Raw genomic sequence first — 17,910 nt, 5'->3', positions numbered from 1 at the left:
AGGGCGCTGAGTTCTACTTTTGCGACGGACAGGTGGCGCCCTAACCTGTCCACTCGCTCCATTGGAGGTCACTTGGGATGAAGACCTATCAACCGTTGAACTGCGATCTGCATGATTACCTGGAGATTGCCTGCCTGTACGGCTACACGCTGGACATCGAACTGACTGACGGCCAACGCCTGACCGCCCGTGCGATCACCACGCGCACCGCCTCCACGCGGGAGGAGTTTCTTGATGTGGAAACTGCCGAAGGTCGCCGAGAGATTCGCCTCGATCAGTTGCTGGCGATTACGCCGCAGGATGACAACGCCCGGTTTGGTCGGGTTGTGCTGGCGTAGCGGAGTCTGCCGGGCGGGGAGGTTTTGGGGCTGCTGCGCAGCCCAGCGGGAGCAAGCTCCCTCGCCACGGGGGGACTGCCTGCCATCCCCTTTTGAAGTGCCGGGGTGCTTTGGTCGTCAGGACGGGGGATAGGCCTCGTTGAGGATGTAGGTTGAGCAGCGAGTTTTCCTGATTCGCGCGCAGAGAAAAGCTACGGCACTAAAGAGCAAAGGGCAAAATGCTGAGAGTGGCAACGCGCCGAACGGGCTAGAGAGTGTTATCTTTTTTTGATAGCACTCAGACGCATGAAAAACAGGCACCAGAAAACCCTTGAAGCGATCCACGCACGCCAACGAGTGCGGCGATAGTGTTTGCTGACATTGAAGCCTTGGTCATTCATCTGGGTGGCCAAGTGCTGGAGCGTGAAGGTTCTCGGGTCAAGCTGATGCTGGGGGAGGCCCAATGGCGCTGCCATCGGCCACACCCTGGGAAAGAAGCCAAAAAATATCAGGTAGAAGAGGCCCGCGAATTTCTCCAGCGGGCAGGAGTTGAGCTATGAACAGCATGACTTATAAGGGCTACACAGCCCGAATTGAGTTCGATGAGCGTGACGACATCTTCGTCGGTCGAATTCTGGGTGTGCGTGACATCATCAGTTTTCACGCCGATTCCGTGACCGAGCTACGAGCGGAATTTGCCAGTGCTGTCGAGGATTACTTGGCGGACTGTGCCGAGCAAGGCGTCAGCCCTGAGAAGCCTGCCTCCGGCAAGGTGATGCTACGCATTCGCCCTGAAGTGCACGCTGCCGCCACCATTGCAGCCCAAACAGCCGGCAAAAGCCTGAACCAGTGGGCTGATGAGGTGTTTGAGCGCGCAGCGCACGTCTGACGTTTAATGCACTGGTGATTGAAGAAGGTCTTGCTGAGCAAGACCTTTTCTTGTTGTTGAATGCCGCCGGCCCGCTATCTCACCTCGACAATATCCAACGCCCGATCCCAACGGTTTATTCAGTTCAATCACCTGCTAAATCCCCGGCGCCACATGCCGCCGCGAACCATCCAGATCGAACCAGATCACTGATCACCGAATTGAGCCGTGGCTTTCCAGCATCACGGGGCGACGCGTTCCCTCAAGTCTCTTTTCCAAACAACCGCTCGGCAAGCTGCCGACCTCGTTCCAGCCCTTCAGCCGTCAACCAGATCGATTTGTTCCTGTTTACCGGATTGCTGATGAGGCCTTGTTCATGCAATCGGTTCATGACTTCGAAGTCGAAACCTTTCCAGGCGTTGCCGTCGTCGGAGCTGAAGGCTGCCAATAAGGCAAGCACAGCTTCTTCTATCAATTTGTCGTCGTAATCCATGGTCGCTACTCCACGCGTGTTTGGCTGGTAACGCCGGATCAGCATCAGCGTCCCCTAAACCCTACTGGTCAAAGATAAGCAGTAAGTTTAGCTATCTGGCGCGGGTGTGTTGTTTCATGACGGCACGGGTTCATAAAATCCAACTGAGAGTGCCTAGGTCGGCACCACCTCACCCGCTTGCTCCAACGCCAATCGATGCAAGGTGACAGCCGCCAGTTCCAGGCCATGACCCCAGCCCACGTCGAAGCCCCACTCGCCCACCTGGGCGGTACCAAACAACGGCAGGTCCTCCAGAGGCTTGAGCACCGGGAATTGTCGGATGTGTTCCCGCAGGTCGACGTCGTAGCGCTTACCGTTGGCAAACTCCACCTGCAATGCAGGCTTGCCTGGAACAACCTTCACGCTTGTGATTCTGGCTCTGCTGATCACGGGTCGGCTCCTGCGGTTTGCCTGAACCTCTATTGCTTCAGATCTTCTATCAGCTTACCCACCGCCAAATCAGACACCCGGGAAAACGCCGCCCGCAGTGCTTCGGGGTCGGTGGCGTACTGCTCAGGGGTATAAGCGAGGGTGTTGCTTTCATTGAACGGCGAAATGGTGTTGAAGTTGCGCCAAACCGAAGTGCCACTGCGTTTCATGGAGCCGTTGACGCCTATGACGGGGTAAAGCACGGTGCTGTAGTTTTTCAGGCTAAGCCCCCACTGTGGGACCATGATTTCAACGTCGGCATCAGCCCGTTCACCTTCCGCCACGAGGGTGAACATCCCTTCTTGCTTGATGCGCCTCTCGAAGCTTTCGCGCACCAGTTGGCCCACATCGATACCGTGGGCTCGCATGTTGTTCAGAATTGCCTGGGAAATATCCATTGTCGCGCCGTCGGCCGCCTTCGTGCCCACGACCGAGCCGGCCCCGGTCAATGCGTTTGTGCCAGCGCTGGATGCGCCGGACGCCATACCCGCCGCGGCACCTGCTCCAGCCCCCAGCCCTGCCCCCCACGCCTGGGTCATGCTCGTGTACTTGAAATTTTCTACCGCAAAGTACACAGGGAGGATCTTGATCGTTTTGATCTGGTGGCGATCCTCAACACTCAAAGACTTGGTTACACAGCCGGAAAGCAGAACGAGCGAAAGCAACGCGAGCATCAATTTTTTCATGGGTGGGGAAACCGATTACCTGGATGAATGAGGGCTATGGGCGCCATGACCGACAATCGTTCAATAGAAGCGGTCTTCTTCCTTCATGCGATAAATCCTTCCGAAGGTTACGAAGGAAATCCCGAGGAACACCAATGTCAGCACGACTCCGCCAGCCATGATGAAAAAGCCGGGGCGATACGTGTGAAGCTCGGTGGCGATACTACTGATTTGGGGAAACCAACGTGAGTACAGCAGCGGAACGTCGCCCCCTACCTCGTACTGATCATGTTCGTTATAGCGTTGGTCCCCGTATTCGTCTTCATGGACTTGTTGATCACCGTCGACATACCGGTAGTGAATGATGATGCCGTTAGCATTCATCGGGATGCTTTCCAGTTGCGTCACGGTGCCTTTTACCTCGACAGCGCTCCATCGGATCGCCCCATAAATGGACCCGGAATGTTTCGCCAGGGAGGCCAGGAACAGCAGCACACAGCACGCAACGGTAAGCAGGACTATTCGGCTATAGAGTTGATCTTTTTCAGCTTCACGTGGGTAAAACATACTCCGGTCCTTCGTATGAAATTCGTCCGCAACCTATCGGCGTGTGATCCGGCAACTTGAGTTTCACCAGCGTTTTGCCCTTATCCCTCAGGTTTTGCCGAACAGTTCTCTGCGGACAAGAAAGGCCTAGCTGCGCAAGCCCTACCTGTATTGAGGAAACCGGGACGACCACTTCAAGAAACCTCCTACGTCGCGCCCCTCTCTTGCCACGTTAGCGTCTGTCCTGGATTTAGCGGAGAGACTCACTACGTGGCGACACGCGAAAAAGACATCCCTCAGGTCGCAACCCGCCCGGTGGTGACGGGTATCACCTCACTTATCGGGACATGAGCGCCAGCGAACTGGCCGAGCGTGACGCTCTACAGCAGGCTTATGTTACGCGCGACGGTTATCTAGACAAAGACATCATGAAACCCATTGCATGGCTGAAACCTCATTACGCGAAACCGCTGAAAATAGCCAATCTCGCCGAATGATCGGGATGAGCCACTTCGACTTTAAATCACGACTCTTGTCAACCAAAGGACACTAGCCTGACTCAATACCAGAGATCGCCAAGGCTGCGAACGGCGTACAGCTTGATGTTGCCGAACGAGTCGATTCGAGCATCACCGCATGGCTGTTGAAAAATTACAACGTTGCGCAGTTTGCCATGAGTATGCGCGGCAGCTTAGGGAGCCGCCTTTGTGGGACATTAACCAATGTGTGTGGGGGGGGGGGAAGCTTTGATTGATCATGAAAAAATGATGGAGGGTAGAGACGAGACTAGCAATTCTCATCGTCCTTTGTCGGAGCAACTGCTATTTGAAATCACAGCCATTCGTCGACACTGTCAACTTTGACAGTAGTCACTTCATGCACCGAAGACGAGACTCTTCTAAAACTCATGGAAAGAGCGATTACACCATAGAAAGAAACTTCAATCTAAAAAACGGAATAATGTTTCGACCATTTAAAATTAGGCTTGTCGATTTCATGCATTCCAAATACTAACCCGTCCTACCTACCGTTCACTGCCGTAAGGAAATACTATGAAGCACAAACCGGCATTTATCATCCTTTGTATTTTTTTATTTTCCTCGGGAGATTGGGCTGCGCTGGCCGCTCCTGTACCGACTGAAAAAACGACGCGGGATATATCGATTGATGACGCGAATGTACCGACCAACCCCAAGCTCTATATTTCCGATATAAATGGAACCCAATTTGAACGGTCAGCCCTTCGCATCCAACAAGGGTATACGGTTGAAAGCGGGTCATTGCGTAACGCAGCGAAGGAGGAGACGGGCTCCATGGTAGTGGTTCGCTCCCCGGATGGATCTGTTACAGCGTTTATTAATGAACCAAATAAGCGCGGTCTGCTGGAGGTTGACCCAAGCGGCAAAAGTAAATTTACAGCAGATGCGCCATTCGATCCCATGACAACGGATACCGTGGAAGGGGACGTAACATCAAATACTCCCTCTGTACCAACTGAAGGTGATACGCCGAAAGCAATGTCGTATGCTGATGTTTTGGTAGCCTACGGCAATGCTATTTTCAACAAAGTTTCCGACCCCATCGCATTTGCCTTGGGGCAGGTAGAAACGGTGAATGCAGCACTGAGAAAAACAGGCAACAATGAGATTGCTTTAAGACTCGCAGCGATCACAGTTTTCCATAACAACACCTCGGTATCCAGTGCAGGCCTAACCAGCTGGCAAAACTTTCTTGCCCCATACAGGTCGCTTTTGAAGACTGATATGAACATTGTGTTCACCGGTAAGGGGGGTAGCTTTGGAAGTGGCTATGAGTATGGAATAGCTTCTCGCCCCGGCTTTACAAGTCTTAACGCTGTATTGGATGAAAGTACAGTGCTCAGGCATGAAGTCGCGCATAATGCGGGGGCTTGGCATTGCGGCGAAACGAATGATTATGCCCAGGGAATTAAAAGCACTCGCCCTCTCATGGATAATTTCTATAGCATTCTTTGTGGAAATGAAAACCAAGGCGTCTACTCCAACCCTCACTACACTAATTTTTACGGGGTCGTAATGGGCAGCGTAACCAAAGGTGATACTGCGAGAGTGTGGCGTGAAAATACCGCCAGGCTTGTTAACAGCAATGCAGAACTCTCAGGGGTGCGATTGATGCTTGTTGGAAGTCGAGTCGCAGAATTGCGCCTGAGCGCGCCCGAAGGATTGGCGTCTTATGTAGTGGCTCAATCGCAAGACAACGGCCCTACAACACCGATAACTGAATCTAATGGCGAATATACTCGCCTCGACGCATTTGTTACCGCGGAAGGAAGTACACAGCGATATATGGTCCGACTCCGCGGCACTAGGGCAAATGGCGGCTGCGCATTCCGTCAAATGCACTATGCCTACAGATGTCAAAGCGGCTCTGACGTGTTCCTAAGAATCAGTTATGTCGATGCAGACAACCCGAACCTACCTCAAAACAAGCACTACACAGGCTTCTTGCCACTTATTCAAAAAGAGTGGTCAGGGGCGACGCCTCAAGTCCCAATCAATGTATCAGTTGCTGTTTGGAGATAATGCGCCGACTCAATGAAAAGTTGTGCATTTAATTTACCAGCGCTATTGGGTTTGCTTGGCAAGCGATGCCAAGCATGGCCTTAGCCCAAAAAATTCGCCTCCGGATAGGGGCGTGATCCGCTTGAGCGTTTTGAACGAACGACTAGACCGATTACAGGTTTGAGTAACAGGACTCGAACCTGCTCGACGGCTCCAGGAACAACAAGCTGGCGTGGTTGTAGGCTATGGCGCAAGACGATGTCGGTCTTGCGAACCTGAGATTTTGGGGCTGCTTTTTAGGTTCAGAGTATGTAAAAAAGATGGCAGCCCGCCCTCACGGGCCAGATGCCGCTCACACGTTCTCATTATCCGATCGGGTAAATGAATACCGATCGATATCAGACCTGAGCTTCCAGCCTTGGCTATGCCAATAGTTGGCAGCTGTTAGATTGGTCTTGAACACGTCGAGATGACATTTAAGTATTCCGTGCTCCTCAAGACTCGAAAGACAGTGCTCGACCAACGCATTTGCTATGCCTTGTCGCCGATACTGGGGAAGAACAACCAAATGCTGCAGATAACCTCTACGGCCGTCGTGTCCACACATGACGCAACCGCAGAGGACGGCTCCGACTTCAGCCACGAAGCTCATCCCGGGATTTCGTTCCAAGTATTTCGCGGTCGATTCACGAGAGTCAGCGTCACGGAAGGAGACGCCTGGAGTACGCCTCATGAGATCGATGGCAGCATCGTAATCGTCCATGGTCATGACACGGATATTGAACATTGATTGAGCCTTGCTGTGTTACCTAGCTGGCCCAGCAGACTAGCAGAAGCCGCTTGGAGCGTGCTGCGCCGACTCGCGTGGGGATCGCCCATGCAGCGCTTTGTCCAAGGAAAGGTCCAGCTGTGCGAGACCTTTCCTGTATTGAGGCGAACGCTTCGGCTACCTCACCTCAACAATATCCAACGCCCGACTCGCCAACAGCTCACTCACCTCGATCACCTGCAAAATCCCCAACGCCACATGCCGCCGAGACCCATCCAGATCAAACGCCAAATCGTTGATCATGGCATTCGCCGACGCCAGGTTCTCACTGAGATTCGCCAGCAAACACTCAGAATCCACATCCGGATCAATCCGTAAAATGGAGTCGGTCTTGCCAGACGTTTCGTCCTTAGGCTTGGGCTTCAGGTAGTAATCCAGGGCACGAGTGGCCGCTTCGTCGAGCTTTTTGTTGCGAGCCGATTGGGCACGTGATGTGGGTTCATCTGTATCTATAACTGGAGGATTCGGGGTAATTTTGACCATAGCCTTAGCTCTCTTTGGGTTGGGCTACGTCCCGCTCGCGACTAAACGATTGGGAGGCAGCTGTACGCAGGTTAGTCGACCGACGAGCTAAGGAATCGGCGCGCCCGAAGGCGCCCTGCGCACAGCCACCATCGAGTGCAGGGATGGGGATACCTGACTGATGGACGCTTGAGCGACTTAGCAACGACGGGCGACTAAACCCGATCACTGATGAGCAGTGACAGGTCCCAAACTACCGACGCAACCCAAGGCGAACAAGCCGGCGGATTCTGGCGTAGTTGTAGGCAAAGGCGCAAGGCGACGTCGGCTGGCGAGTTGCGGACGTCCAATGGCTGACAGTCACGGCTGACGTTCCTACAACCCACGCAAAAAATCTTTCCACTCCATCCCTCCCCGCAAAGCCCCCATCCGCTCCAGCAAAGCCCCTCACAAATCCCTACCTCGATAATGCCTTCTTTCCACACCCCCTAGCGCTACAACCGAGCACCGTGTTTTCCCATGAACCTACGCACCTTCATCCGTCGCTACTGCCTGGATTCCAGGCTCGCCACGAATGCCCTGACCCGCCTGCACCAAGCGCTTTCCTCTCTGGCCCGCTACCTGGCGCAACAAGGTTTCGACGACAAGGCCTGGCCGGCCACCCGCGACGAAGGCGCCCTGGACCGTCGTCTCGACACCGTGCGCCCGGAGCTGGCCGCCACGGTGTTCAGCCACGCTCGGGAAGGGGTCATCCTGGTTGACCCGTACGGTCGGGTCATCGCCGTGAACGAGGCCTTCACCCGCCTGACCGGTTACGGGCAAGAAGAGATAAAGGGCCGGGAGTTGAATTCCCATCGCATGGTGCGTCGGCTCGCGGCGTTTTATGCGCCGATGAAGAATGCGCTGGATTTCCACGGGCACTGGTCCGGTGAAATTCAAAGCAATCACAAGGATGGCCGGGAGATGACGTCGCGCATCAGCATCAGCGCGGTGCATGACCGGCATGGCAATGTGCAGCACTATGTGGCGTTGTTCAGCGACATGACGCAGATGAAGCAGCGCCTGCAGTTACTGGAGCGTGACGCTCGGCATGACGCGCTCACGCAACTGCCCAACCGATTGCTGTTGACCGAACGGATGCGCCAGGCCCTGGGCAAGGCCGCTCTCTATCAGCAGAAAGTGGCCATCGCGTTTATCGACCTCGATGGGTTCAAGGCGCTCAACGACAGCTATGGGCATGACTGGGGTGATCGGGTGTTGCAGATTGTCGCGACACGGATCAATGCCACGCTGCGTGAAGGCGATACCTTGGCGCGCCTCGGTGGCGATGAGTTCGTGGCGGGGCTGGTGGATTTGCAGGCGGTGGAGGACAGCGAGCCGTTGCTCAAGCGGATGCTGGCGGCGGCCAATGCGCCGATCTTGATTGGCGCGCAAACGGTGGAGATTGCCGCCAGTATCGGCGTGGCGTTTTTTCCGGAGCATGGGCAGGAGGTCGATGGGCTGATCAGCAAGGCGGACCAGGCGATGTACCTGTCGAAAAAGGCCGGCGGCAATCGTCTGGCGTTTTGTCCGACGCGGTTTATTTCGCTCAATAGCGAAGCCTGACGGTGGTGCCGAGGGTTCGTTCGCTGCCGGTCATGACGCCATAGTCACCGGCGCCGAGCAGTGAATACACGGCGGTGATGTAGTTGCGGTCGAAGACGTTGCGCACCCAGCCTTCCACTTCCCAGGCGCGGTCCTGGCTGCGCAGGCCCAGGCGCAAATTGGTCAGGCCGTAGCTGGGTTGATAGCTGCCCTCGCCGCCTTCGAGGGTGCCGGAGTACCCGGTGCGAAAGCTGTAGTCGATACCGCTGAAGGCTTCCAACCCGTAGGGCAGTGGATGAGTGTGGTCGAGGCCGCTGCTGAGGTTCCATTCCGGCGCGTTGTAGAGACGGTCGCCGCTGAGGTCGCAGGTCCATTGGCCCGAGGCCGGCGGGCATGGGGCGTTGGGGAAGCTGCGGTAACGCGCGTCGCTCCAGGCCAGGCCCAGGCGCCCGGTGAGGCGGGGGGTGAGTTGCCAGGCGGAATCCAGCTCGATGCCGCGCAGGCGGACCTTGCCGACGTTGATCAGGTTGTCCCGCAGCGGTGGCGCGAACATGGACGTGGGCGGGCTGTAGGTGAGCGCCTGGTAGTTGTCGACGTCGGTCTGGTAGACGGCGAGGTCGAGCAATGCGCGCTCATCCCAGAAGCGCGTCTTCATGCCCAGTTCCAAGGACGTGGCCCGCTCCGGCTCGAAGGTGGGCGTGGTGAACGGGCCGACCACGTCGAAGTTGATGCCGCCGGCCTTGTAGCCCCGCGACCAACTGACGTAGCCCATCACCCCATCGCTGAAGCGGTAGCTGGCGCTGAGGAGGCTGGAGACGTTGTTTTCTTTTATCGAATCCTCGCGGTAATAACCACCACCCAGGGCGATGTCGCGCAGCAACAGCCCACCGGACTGGAACACCGCTGGCAACCCCGTCAGCGGGGCGAGGTTGCTGACGTCGCGGGAGATCCAGCCGTCCTTGCGCTCCTGGCTGTAACGCAGGCCGCCGGTGAGTTCCAGCGGGTCGATCGGGCGCCAGGAGAGCTGGCCGAAAATGGCTCGACTGTCGCCCTTCTGCTCGCCGTCATAACGTTGCCGGGCGCCGTCCAGCAGCATCGCCGGCACCTGCTTCGGATCGGTGAAGGTGATGCCGTAGAGCTTGCGCAAGGCTTCCAACTGATCGCCGACGAACCAGGGCGCGGCGTACTTGCCGAATTCGGCGTCGATCTCACGGTCGAGTTGTTGGCGCAGGTAATACAGCCCAGCCACATAGTCGACGGAAGAACCGACCGTGCCGGACAGGCGCCATTCCTGGCTGAACTGCCGGTGGCCCAGTTCGGTTTCGGATTCGGCCACGGACAGCGCGGTGCTGTCGCTGTCGCGGGTGGCGCGGTAGTCCCAGTCGCGGTAGGCGGTGATGCTGGTCAAGCGCATCGCCTCGTCCAGGTCCCAATTCAACTCCAGTGAGACACCGTTCTGCAGGGTTCGCGGATGGCCCGGCGCGTCGATGCGTGTCTCGCGCTTGTAAGGGTCGGGCTCAGTCAGGGGGTAGCCGAGGAACTGGGCGCGCTTGCGGGTCTGCTGGCTGTAGTGATTGACCAGCAGGACGTTGCCGGCCTCGTTTTGCTCGGCATAGTCGGCAATGAGGCGGGCGCTGAAGTCCGGGGTCGGCGTCCACAGTAACTGGCCACGCAAGCCATGACTGTCGGCGTCGCCGAGGCGGGCGCCGTCTTGCAGGTTTTCCACGGCGCCATCGGTGGAGCTGTCGAAAACATTGAGTCGGCCAGCGAGCACGTCGTCCTGCAACGGCCCGGAAACCGTGCCGCGATATTCCCGCAGGCCGCGCTCGCCGTAGCTGGCTTCGAGGTTGGCTTCGGGCTGGAAAGTTGGCTGGCGAGTGATGATGTTCAGCGCGCCCGCCGTGGTGTTCTTGCCGAACAGGGTGCCTTGTGGCCCGCGCAGCACTTCGATGCGCTCGATGTCCATCAACTCGGTGAAGGCCATGCCCTGGCGCGCCTGGTAAACGCCATCGACGTAGGTGCCGACGCTGCCTTCCAGGCCATCGTTGTAGGCGGTGGCGCCGAAGCCGCGCAGGCCGAAGCCGGCGTAACGGGCGTCGTGGCCGGACACCACCAGGCCGGGCACCCGCTGTTGGATGTCTTGCAGGCGGTGCAGGCCGGCCTCGTCCAGTTGTTCGCCGTAGAGGACGTTGATCGGGATCGGCACCTGTTGCGGGTCTTCCTCGCGGCGGCGAGCGGTGACGGTGGTGGCGTCGAGCGTGAGGGCGCCGGGCGCCGCTTGCTCGGCCTGGACCGACGCCCAGGGCAACATCGAAAGGCCGCCGAGCAGGAACAACCGGTAACCCAAACCCGGCATCCTAGTGCTCCCGTGCCAACGCGCGACGCGTGGTGTCCGGGCAGGCCAGCGCCTTGACCCACGCCAGCAATTCGCGGCTGTCGGCGGGCTTGAGCAGGACCGCGTCGAAGGCCAGATCCTCTGGATAGTCCTGCGGCCTGCGCGGCGGCACTGCCGAATAGAGCATCACCGGCAGATGGCGCCAACGCTCGCGCACGTGGCGCAGCAGCGCCCAGCCGTCCATGCAGGGCATCATCTGGTCGCTGATCAGCAGGTCGATTGGCTGCTGCGCCAGGCAGGCCAAGGCGTCTTCGCCGTTCGCCGCCACGCTCACGTCAAAACCGTAACCGGCCAGCAAGTCATAGAGCCATTCGCTGTTCTGCTCGACGTCGTCCACCAGCAGGACGTGTTTGCCCTGGCCATCAAACGGCATGGCGTTGTTGTCGACGATGCCGTTTTCCAGGTCGTGTTCTTGGGCGCCATTCAATTGCAGGCGAAAACTGAAGTGGCTGCCCTGCCCGGTGGCTTGGGGTTCGAGGCGGCTGTCCATGCGCTCCAGCAGTTGGGTGACGATGGACAGGCCCAGCCCACTGCCTTCATAGCGCTGGGCATTGCGGCCGCGGCGGAACGGTTGCAGCAGTTGTTCGAATTCTTGCGGGTCGATGCCGATGCCGGTGTCGATCACGCTGAAACGCAGTTCCACGGTGTTGGCAGTCGTGCCCGGGGCCCAATCCACTTCGAAGCGGATCTGGCCGTTGCGGGTGAATTTCGCCGCGTTCGCCAGAAGGTTCATGAGCACCTGCCGAAGGCGTTTGAAGTCGGCCTCCACCAGTGGCGGCAAGTCATCGGCCAGCACCGCCTCGAAGGTGTTGCCCTGGCGTGCGGCGAGAAAGCCCGCTTCGTCTGCGATCTCGTTGAGGAACCCGTACAGGTAGCCCGGCGCGAGGGTCAGTTGCATTTGCTCCAGCTCGCCACGGGAAAACTCGAGCATCTCGTCGATCAGTTCCAGTTGCTGGCGGGCGTTGCGCTCGATGGTCGCCTGATAGTCGCGGTTGGGCCCGGCGTGCAGCAGACGCGCATAGTCGATGATGCGCACCAGCGGCGAGCGCAGGTCGTGGCTGATGCGCGCCATCAACGCGCTGCGGGCCGCCAGGGAGTCGCGCAACTGTGACGTGCGCAGGGCCACGGTGCTTTCCAGGCGTTCGTGCTCGGCCTGGCGTTGTTGTTCGAGGGTGGTCAGGGCGTGTTTTTCGCGGTTGCGGCTGCGGGCCACTTCCATGATCAACGTGCACACCAGCAACGCCACGCCCGCCAGGGTAGACGACAGGCTGTATTTGCTTTCCGGCGACTGCCAGGGCAACTGTTCTTGCGGGAAAAACATCCGCATCAGCAATTGTGCGAACAAGAGCCCCGGCACCAGCCACGCCATCCAGCTGTAAGTGAGCCTTCTGCGCCAAGCCATGAATAACGTGGCGAGCAACACGCCATAGAAACTGAACAGGGCAACCTGGACCCAGTACGCGCCTTGGACCGGATCGACCTTCAGCCACCAGAGTCGACCGAGGACACAGCCCGCCAGCGGTACCCAATAGCTCCAGCCAATGATTTTTGGCAGCCGGGACACCTGCAACAGCACGCGGAAATAGGCCAGGAACAGGACGAACGAGAGCGCGCTGGCGAGGGTCAGCAATTCACGCATCCAGCCCAGGGCGGTGGGCCAGTAGATCAGGTAGCCGTTCACGATGCAGGTCAGCAGGATGTAACTGAGCACCGCGCCCGCGTTCACGGTGAGCAATCGCGAACGCAGGATCCAGCCGACGATCAGGCCGAAGGGGACGACCAGCAGGACAATGCCGAGGGCGAGCCCGTCGCTGAGGTAAGTCCGTTGCTGACTGCGCAGCAGCGCCGGTTCGGACCACAGCTCCGGCTCCAGCAGCATCTGGAAATGGCTCGTCACGCGAACGAACACCGTGACGCTCTCCCCCGCCGCCAACGACACCGGAAACGCCGGTTGGCGCGCCGCCGGCTGGGGCCATTCGGCCAAGGGATAGGCGCCTCCGGCGTGGGCATCACGCCAGCGTCCGGCTGACGATTGAAAGACGCGGATGTCGTCCAGCCGCGGCGCCCCGACCACCAGCAAGCGCGAACACGCCGCATCGCTGGAATTGGTGAGCTGCCATTTCAACCAGAAGGCGGAGCGGCTGTAGCCTTGGCTCGGCCAGCGCGGGGTGGCGGGGTTGAAATGGGTGTCGGGCAGTCGGGCGACTTCTTCGAGGCTCAGGCGGGCCTGGGCGTCTTCGAAAATCTGCGCCGCAGGCATCAGGTCCAGACGCTCAGCCCGGCACAGCTCCACGGGCGCGGCGTGGAGCAGGCCGGCGGACAACGAAGCGATCGTCAGCACCAGAAACCGTAGGAGCCGCATCAGGCGCGCCCGACCGACTCTGCATCAACGAAGCCCAGGGTCTGCTGGCGGAACTGGCTGGGCGTCATGCCGATTCGCTGTCGAAACGCCGTGGTGAAGTTGCAGGCATTGCGAAAGCCCACCACTTCGGCGACGTCCTGCACGCTCATGGCGCTTTCGGAGAGCAGTTCCTGGCCGCGCCGCAATCGCGCGTCGCGAATGTAGGCAAACACCGTCATCCCCAGGTGTTCGCGAAAAATGGCGGAGAGGCGCTTTTCATGAGTGCCGACTTTTTGCGCGAGTATCCCCAGGGACGGTATGTCGTCCAGCTGGTTTTCGATCAGTCGCATCGCCGCGCGCAGCACGATCTCATCGCCTTGCGGTTGCGGATCGGCCGGGTGGTCCGCAATGGGCGGTGGCGCTCGCCAGGTCAATTGCAGATGGATCCTGATGCGTGCCAGGACTTCCTCGGGGGCACAGGATTTGGGGATGTAGTCCACCGCGCCCACGGTCAACCCCTCCAACCGCTCCAACGACGTATTGGCCGACGACAGAAACAGGATCGGGGTATGCCGGGTGGCCGGCGCCTCGCGTAATAACCGGCACAGGCTGAAGCCGTCCATTTGCGGCATGTGCACATCCAGGACGATCAGGTCCGGGCGCAGGGCAAGGGCGCGTTGATAGCCCTGATAGGCATCGCTGGCCAGGGAAATGCGCCAGGGCTGGGTCTTCAACAGAATGAGCGTGGCGCGGATGTCTTCGGGGACATCGTCGATCAACAGAATATGCGGCAACGGCTCGGAGGCCGCCACGCCTGCCGCCGTCAATACCTGCCTTTCGTATCGTCCGTTGTCCATTCGCCAGGTCTCTTTTGTGTTTAGCCGGGTCGCTGTCGTGCAATTGCCAAGCGCGGAAGCACGTTTCGAGCCGGCAACAAACCGATATAGCGGCAGATCGAGTGAGAACTGAAGCTATCAAATTTTTAACGGGCGTTAAACGGTCGTCCCCTCGTGGCGCCTACCGATACGGGGCGTTACGGGCGGGGCGCAGGGGCGTGTGGCGAGGGATATCGAACGAGAGGGGGCTATGCCTGGAAAAAGCCCAGGCGCGGAGGCCAACGGGGTTGATGCAGTTCACTAAACCGTGGCGAGGGGATTTATCCCCGTTGGGCTGCGTAGCAACCCTCAAATCAAGCACCTCGGTGTGCCAGGAAGATTGAGTTTGCTGCTTTGGGGCTGCTTAGCAGCCCAACGGGGATAAATCCCCTCGCCACAGGTTTTTGAACGGCTTGAATGAACAGTAATGCTTTCAGGTCGCCTTGAAACGTTTAGAACGAGTAACCGATCTGCGCGAGCAGTTGCGGGTTTTCCTGGCGCGTATCGCTCTGCGCTTCGCCGCCGGAGTGGCGCCAGGCGACCGTTGCGTCGAACGAGAGTTGGCCGTATTGAGCGCGCAGGCCCACACCGCCGCCGGAGATGCTGCGGGTGTTTTTCTCATCGGCCCACTCGTCGTGGTTGATGCGCACCTTGCCCGCGTCCCAGAACAGGTAGGGCGTGAGCTTGTCGATCGGGTAGCGAAGCTCGATCTGGGTCAGCATGCCTTCGTCGCCCGAACCTTCGCTTTGCGGATAAGCCCGTACGCCATCGATACCGCCGAGGCTAAAGTCTTCGGAGGAGTCGAGGTTGTCGTTGCTCCACTGGCCGAGGAAACGGGCGAAGAGCGTGAAGTTGGCCGGCAGCGCTTGCAGGCGCGCGAGGTCGACGTTCACTTTGCTGAAGTTGCCCTCGGTCTGGGCGGTCTGGCGGTCACCCTCGCGCAGGGCCGAGTCCAGTTTCAGGTCGCCGTAGGTCAGCGTCGCGCCGCCGTAGGTGATGCCGCCGCCGAACAAAGTGTCCCTCACGTCAAATTGCAAACTGATGGGCAGCGTGTTGCTGCTTTTTTCAAAACTGAGGCCCAGCACTTCGTACTTATCCTCGAGTTCCTTGTGCTGGTATTGCCCAGCCAACATGAGGTTCGCCTGGTTGCTGCGCAGAAGCGGGTAGCTCAAGCCGATGCTACTGACCTCAGCGGTACCGGTGGCCCCCAGATCGGCGAATTCCGCGCCCAGGTCGTAGGAGCTCTGGGCGTAACCCACGTTGCCACGCAGGCCAGAGGTGCCCAATGGCATCGAGTAGCCGAGGCTGCCGAAATACAGGTCTTCATCGGTGGCCATCACCGCGGCGCTGAGTCGGTCGCCCAGCATCAGCGGGCTGTTCCAGTCGCCTTGTACCGTCAGGCGATTGCGCCCCGAATACCGATTGCCATGGTTGTCCAGGGTGGCCTTGCCCTCGAAGGCCTCGGTCTTGCTCACTTTGGCATCGAGATCGCCCGTGCCGAGTGCCTCACCTGGCCGGATCACCGGACGAACAGCCACGCCCGGCAAGTCCGAGAGCACCAATATACTGCGCTCCAGCCGGTCACGCTCGATCACGTCGCCCGGTTGCAAGTCGTCCAGAAACGGCTGCGCCTGCGCGGCCAGTTTCGCATCGTCGTTGGTGGCGGTGACTTTCCCATAACGGCCTTCGATCACCGCGATGGTCAGTTCACCGTTGGCCATGCGTTGGGCCGGCAAATAGGCACGTGCAAACGGGTAACCCTGCTCACGGTAATAAAGCGTGACCTGCCGGGCCACTTCCCGCAGCTCGTCCAGGTCATGGGCTCGACCGATGGCCGGGGCGACGACGCGTTGCAGGCTGGCCTCGTCGATGCGCGTGTTGTCGGTGAAATGGACAGCGTTGAGCTGGACCTTGGCGCCGCCGACTTTTTCCTGCTCTGGTTGTGGTGCGTCTATATCCAGGCGAATGCTTTGCGGCAGTTCCTGCTGCGGAATCGGCAGTTCCTGCAGGATACGGCCGGCGTCGGGGATCGGGCGCGCCGGCAGGGTCGCCGCCCAAGCCGGGGAAGTGGACAACAACGCCAGACCGGCCGCGCAGGACATCAATTTGTTTTGCATGGGATCAATCTCGAATAATTCGGGTTGCCTGAGCCCATGACCACGTCCGGGGACGTGGCCAAGGGTTCCTTCAAATGAAAAGGTGAATGTCAGGGATCAGGGACGCATGGCCAGGCTCGGCAAGCGCACACCGCCGCGCACGACGAACACGGTCTGCGGTGGGTAGGCCGCACAGGCGCCGCCTTCGGATACGCCGCCATCGGAGCAGACGGTCCCGGCCAGTTCCCGCTCGCTGGCGGTGTCCTCGGCCTGGGCAGCCGAATCGCTGTCGCCTTGCGCCAGTGCGTTGCCCGCGCCGTCGCCCGCCTTCCCGTTGGCACGCGTGCCGCCCTGGTCCACCAGCAACAGTCCGCCGTCATCGACTCCGCGATCAGACCAGTCGACCGGTTTCGCCTGGGTCGGGTTGAGCTCCGGTGCATGGGGCGAACTCACCTCTGCGCCGACGCGTGTCGCATCGGCGACGCTCTGCCGCACGGCGTCATAATCAATCGACGGCGTCACGGTGAGATTGGCGTTGGCCGGACTGCTCACGATCAGGTAACCGAGGTCAGCCAGCCCGCCGATGTTGATCAGGTGCGAACCCGGGCCTTGAGTGCCGACCGAATACAGTGGGTTGCCGAGCATCGGCTTGGTGTCGCCGTTCCACAGACCGTTGGCGTCATAACCGGCGATACCGCCACCGTTGAACGTGGTTTGGCCATCGAACACCTTGGTCTGGGTGGTCGCGCCGTTGGTGGACACCACCAGGACGGGCTGCTCGCGGTAAACGGCATGCACGCCCGTGTTGCCCAGGGCCTTGCCGAAATTGCTCTGTTGCTCGTCACTGTTGTAGCGGAAATTGCCGCTGCCACTGCCGACCACATCCACCACGCGGGTGCTGCCAGCGAGGCTACCGGTGTAGATCACCGCCCGGCCGCCGGCGCCGGTCGACACCGTCACGCCCGCGTCGGCCTTCACGTCACCGCCCGCAGCCACGCCCGCCGAAGCGGATTGACCGGCGTTGAGCACGATCGCATCGGCGGCATTGCTGGTGGTGCTGACGTTCTCGGCCAGGGTGATGTTGCCGGTGGTCGTCACAACCTGGACTTTGCCGATGTTGCCGATACCGACGATCTGATCCAGCTGGGTGCCGTCCAGTGCCGTCTCGGTCAGCGTGCCGACGGTGACGTCGGTCCGATTGACGAAGCTGACATCCTTCGCTCGGCTGGCGATATCGCCGACCCAGTTGCTGGCGTTGCGCAGATCGAAATCCCCGCCCTTGAGCGCCAGGCCATCGGCGGTGATGTTGCCGTTGGCATCCTGGGTGGTCTTGCCACTGATGTTCAGGAACACGTTGCCGCTGGTGGCCAGTCCTTCGTTGATCGCCAAGTCACCTTGGGTGCCGATGCTGACGTCGCCGGTGTTGTTCAC

At 59.4% G+C, this 17,910-nt stretch carries 16 protein-coding genes and 1 pseudogene; 6 read left to right on the top strand and 11 right to left on the bottom strand.

What is annotated here, in order from left to right; genetic code table 11:
- Nucleotides 1–77 precede the first annotated feature (77 nt).
- The 3 genes from BM321_RS08385 to BM321_RS08375 all read left to right on the top strand — a co-directional run bounded on the left by BM321_RS08385 (nt 78) and on the right by BM321_RS08375 (nt 1,206).
- Nucleotides 78–338 carry a Rho-binding antiterminator gene (locus BM321_RS08385; protein ID WP_092442188.1) on the top strand — a complete coding sequence of 87 codons (261 nt, stop codon included), beginning with the start codon at nt 78–80 and terminating at the stop codon, nt 336–338.
- Between the two features lie 347 nt (nt 339–685).
- A complete protein-coding gene (locus BM321_RS08380; RefSeq protein ID WP_256573514.1) occupies nt 686–877 on the top strand; it encodes a type II toxin-antitoxin system HicA family toxin in 192 nt (63 codons plus the stop codon).
- Nucleotides 874–1,206, top strand: a complete 333-nt coding sequence (locus tag BM321_RS08375) for a type II toxin-antitoxin system HicB family antitoxin (RefSeq protein WP_072346904.1) — start codon at nt 874–876, stop codon at nt 1,204–1,206. The genes BM321_RS08380 and BM321_RS08375 overlap by 4 nt, the downstream gene beginning before the upstream one ends.
- 241 nt (nt 1,207–1,447) lie before the next feature.
- On the opposite strand, the gene BM321_RS08370 is transcribed toward BM321_RS08375, so the two are convergent.
- The 4 genes from BM321_RS08370 to BM321_RS08355 form a co-directional block, all read right to left on the bottom strand.
- Nucleotides 1,448–1,678: a DUF6429 family protein gene (locus BM321_RS08370; RefSeq protein WP_092171698.1), complete on the bottom strand. Its 231-nt coding sequence runs from the start codon at nt 1,676–1,678 to the stop codon at nt 1,448–1,450.
- Between the two features lie 153 nt (nt 1,679–1,831).
- Nucleotides 1,832–2,080: a DUF2442 domain-containing protein gene (locus tag BM321_RS08365; RefSeq protein WP_175534992.1), complete on the bottom strand. Its 249-nt coding sequence runs from the start codon at nt 2,078–2,080 to the stop codon at nt 1,832–1,834.
- Between the two features lie 56 nt (nt 2,081–2,136).
- Nucleotides 2,137–2,832: a hypothetical protein gene (locus BM321_RS08360; protein ID WP_092442186.1), complete on the bottom strand. Its 696-nt coding sequence runs from the start codon at nt 2,830–2,832 to the stop codon at nt 2,137–2,139.
- Between the two features lie 60 nt (nt 2,833–2,892).
- Nucleotides 2,893–3,378 (bottom strand): DUF3592 domain-containing protein, encoded by a 486-nt coding sequence (locus BM321_RS08355; RefSeq protein WP_175534991.1) that lies wholly within the window; start codon nt 3,376–3,378, stop codon nt 2,893–2,895.
- A gap of 249 nt (nt 3,379–3,627) precedes the next feature.
- Between BM321_RS08355 and BM321_RS31235 the strand changes: the two are divergent.
- Nucleotides 3,628–3,752 (top strand): annotated as a pseudogene (locus BM321_RS31235) (toxin); the annotation flags it as partial.
- Nucleotides 3,753–4,409: 657 nt separating this feature from the next.
- Nucleotides 4,410–5,918 (top strand): hypothetical protein, encoded by a 1,509-nt coding sequence (locus BM321_RS29625; protein ID WP_139230560.1) that lies wholly within the window; start codon nt 4,410–4,412, stop codon nt 5,916–5,918.
- Nucleotides 5,919–6,249: 331 nt separating this feature from the next.
- On the opposite strand, the gene BM321_RS08350 is transcribed toward BM321_RS29625, so the two are convergent.
- Nucleotides 6,250–6,684 carry a GNAT family N-acetyltransferase gene (locus tag BM321_RS08350; RefSeq protein WP_092442185.1) on the bottom strand — a complete coding sequence of 145 codons (435 nt, stop codon included), beginning with the start codon at nt 6,682–6,684 and terminating at the stop codon, nt 6,250–6,252.
- A gap of 159 nt (nt 6,685–6,843) precedes the next feature.
- Nucleotides 6,844–7,209 (bottom strand): DUF6124 family protein, encoded by a 366-nt coding sequence (locus BM321_RS08345; protein ID WP_092442184.1) that lies wholly within the window; start codon nt 7,207–7,209, stop codon nt 6,844–6,846.
- Nucleotides 7,210–7,707: 498 nt separating this feature from the next.
- Here BM321_RS08345 and BM321_RS08340 point away from each other — a divergent pair, with 498 nt between their 5' ends.
- Nucleotides 7,708–8,793 (top strand): sensor domain-containing diguanylate cyclase, encoded by a 1,086-nt coding sequence (locus tag BM321_RS08340; RefSeq protein ID WP_092442183.1) that lies wholly within the window; start codon nt 7,708–7,710, stop codon nt 8,791–8,793.
- Here the strand turns inward: BM321_RS08340 and BM321_RS08335 are convergent.
- The 5 genes from BM321_RS08335 to BM321_RS30485 form a co-directional block, all read right to left on the bottom strand.
- Nucleotides 8,777–11,128, bottom strand: coding sequence for a TonB-dependent receptor (locus tag BM321_RS08335; RefSeq protein ID WP_092442182.1), 2,352 nt, complete (start codon nt 11,126–11,128; stop codon nt 8,777–8,779). The genes BM321_RS08340 and BM321_RS08335 overlap by 17 nt on opposite strands.
- A 1-nt stretch (nt 11,129) precedes the next feature.
- On the bottom strand, nt 11,130–13,529 hold the full coding sequence (locus BM321_RS08330) for a hybrid sensor histidine kinase/response regulator (protein ID WP_092442181.1): 2,400 nt from the start codon (nt 13,527–13,529) through the stop codon (nt 11,130–11,132).
- Nucleotides 13,529–14,365: a response regulator transcription factor gene (locus BM321_RS08325; protein WP_092442180.1), complete on the bottom strand. Its 837-nt coding sequence runs from the start codon at nt 14,363–14,365 to the stop codon at nt 13,529–13,531. The genes BM321_RS08330 and BM321_RS08325 overlap by 1 nt, the downstream gene beginning before the upstream one ends.
- Nucleotides 14,366–14,835: 470 nt before the next feature.
- Complete coding sequence (locus BM321_RS08320; protein WP_218190445.1) at nt 14,836–16,500, bottom strand: ShlB/FhaC/HecB family hemolysin secretion/activation protein; 1,665 nt, start codon at nt 16,498–16,500, stop codon at nt 14,836–14,838.
- 96 nt (nt 16,501–16,596) lie between these two features.
- Nucleotides 16,597–17,910, bottom strand: a 1,314-nt coding sequence (locus tag BM321_RS30485) for a hypothetical protein (protein WP_218190444.1), incomplete at its 5' end; no start/stop codon positions are given.

This window comes from Pseudomonas sp. NFIX10, from assembly GCF_900111955.1.
Classification (GTDB): Bacteria; Pseudomonadota; Gammaproteobacteria; order Pseudomonadales; family Pseudomonadaceae; genus Aquipseudomonas; species Aquipseudomonas fluorescens_AA.
The sequence above is the reverse complement of the archived record's forward strand: the minus strand, read 5'-3'. Positions and strand labels throughout refer to the sequence as shown.

Excerpts from the sequence above, each read along its gene's own strand:
- BM321_RS08375 (WP_072346904.1), top strand. The coding sequence starts at position 874 with ATGAACAGCATGACTTATAAGGGCTACACAGCCCGAATTGAGTTCGAT.
- BM321_RS08335 (WP_092442182.1), bottom strand. The coding sequence starts at position 11,128 with ATGCCGGGTTTGGGTTACCGGTTGTTCCTGCTCGGCGGCCTTTCGATG.
- BM321_RS08340 (WP_092442183.1), top strand. The coding sequence starts at position 7,708 with ATGAACCTACGCACCTTCATCCGTCGCTACTGCCTGGATTCCAGGCTC.
- BM321_RS29625 (WP_139230560.1), top strand. The coding sequence starts at position 4,410 with ATGAAGCACAAACCGGCATTTATCATCCTTTGTATTTTTTTATTTTCC.
- BM321_RS08345 (WP_092442184.1), bottom strand. The coding sequence starts at position 7,209 with ATGGTCAAAATTACCCCGAATCCTCCAGTTATAGATACAGATGAACCC.
- BM321_RS08370 (WP_092171698.1), bottom strand. The coding sequence starts at position 1,678 with ATGGATTACGACGACAAATTGATAGAAGAAGCTGTGCTTGCCTTATTG.
- BM321_RS08385 (WP_092442188.1), top strand. The coding sequence starts at position 78 with ATGAAGACCTATCAACCGTTGAACTGCGATCTGCATGATTACCTGGAG.
- BM321_RS08330 (WP_092442181.1), bottom strand. The coding sequence starts at position 13,529 with ATGCGGCTCCTACGGTTTCTGGTGCTGACGATCGCTTCGTTGTCCGCC.
- BM321_RS08325 (WP_092442180.1), bottom strand. The coding sequence starts at position 14,365 with ATGGACAACGGACGATACGAAAGGCAGGTATTGACGGCGGCAGGCGTG.
- BM321_RS08350 (WP_092442185.1), bottom strand. The coding sequence starts at position 6,684 with ATGTTCAATATCCGTGTCATGACCATGGACGATTACGATGCTGCCATC.
- BM321_RS08360 (WP_092442186.1), bottom strand. The coding sequence starts at position 2,832 with ATGAAAAAATTGATGCTCGCGTTGCTTTCGCTCGTTCTGCTTTCCGGC.
- BM321_RS08355 (WP_175534991.1), bottom strand. The coding sequence starts at position 3,378 with ATGTTTTACCCACGTGAAGCTGAAAAAGATCAACTCTATAGCCGAATA.
- BM321_RS08320 (WP_218190445.1), bottom strand. The coding sequence starts at position 16,500 with ATGCAAAACAAATTGATGTCCTGCGCGGCCGGTCTGGCGTTGTTGTCC.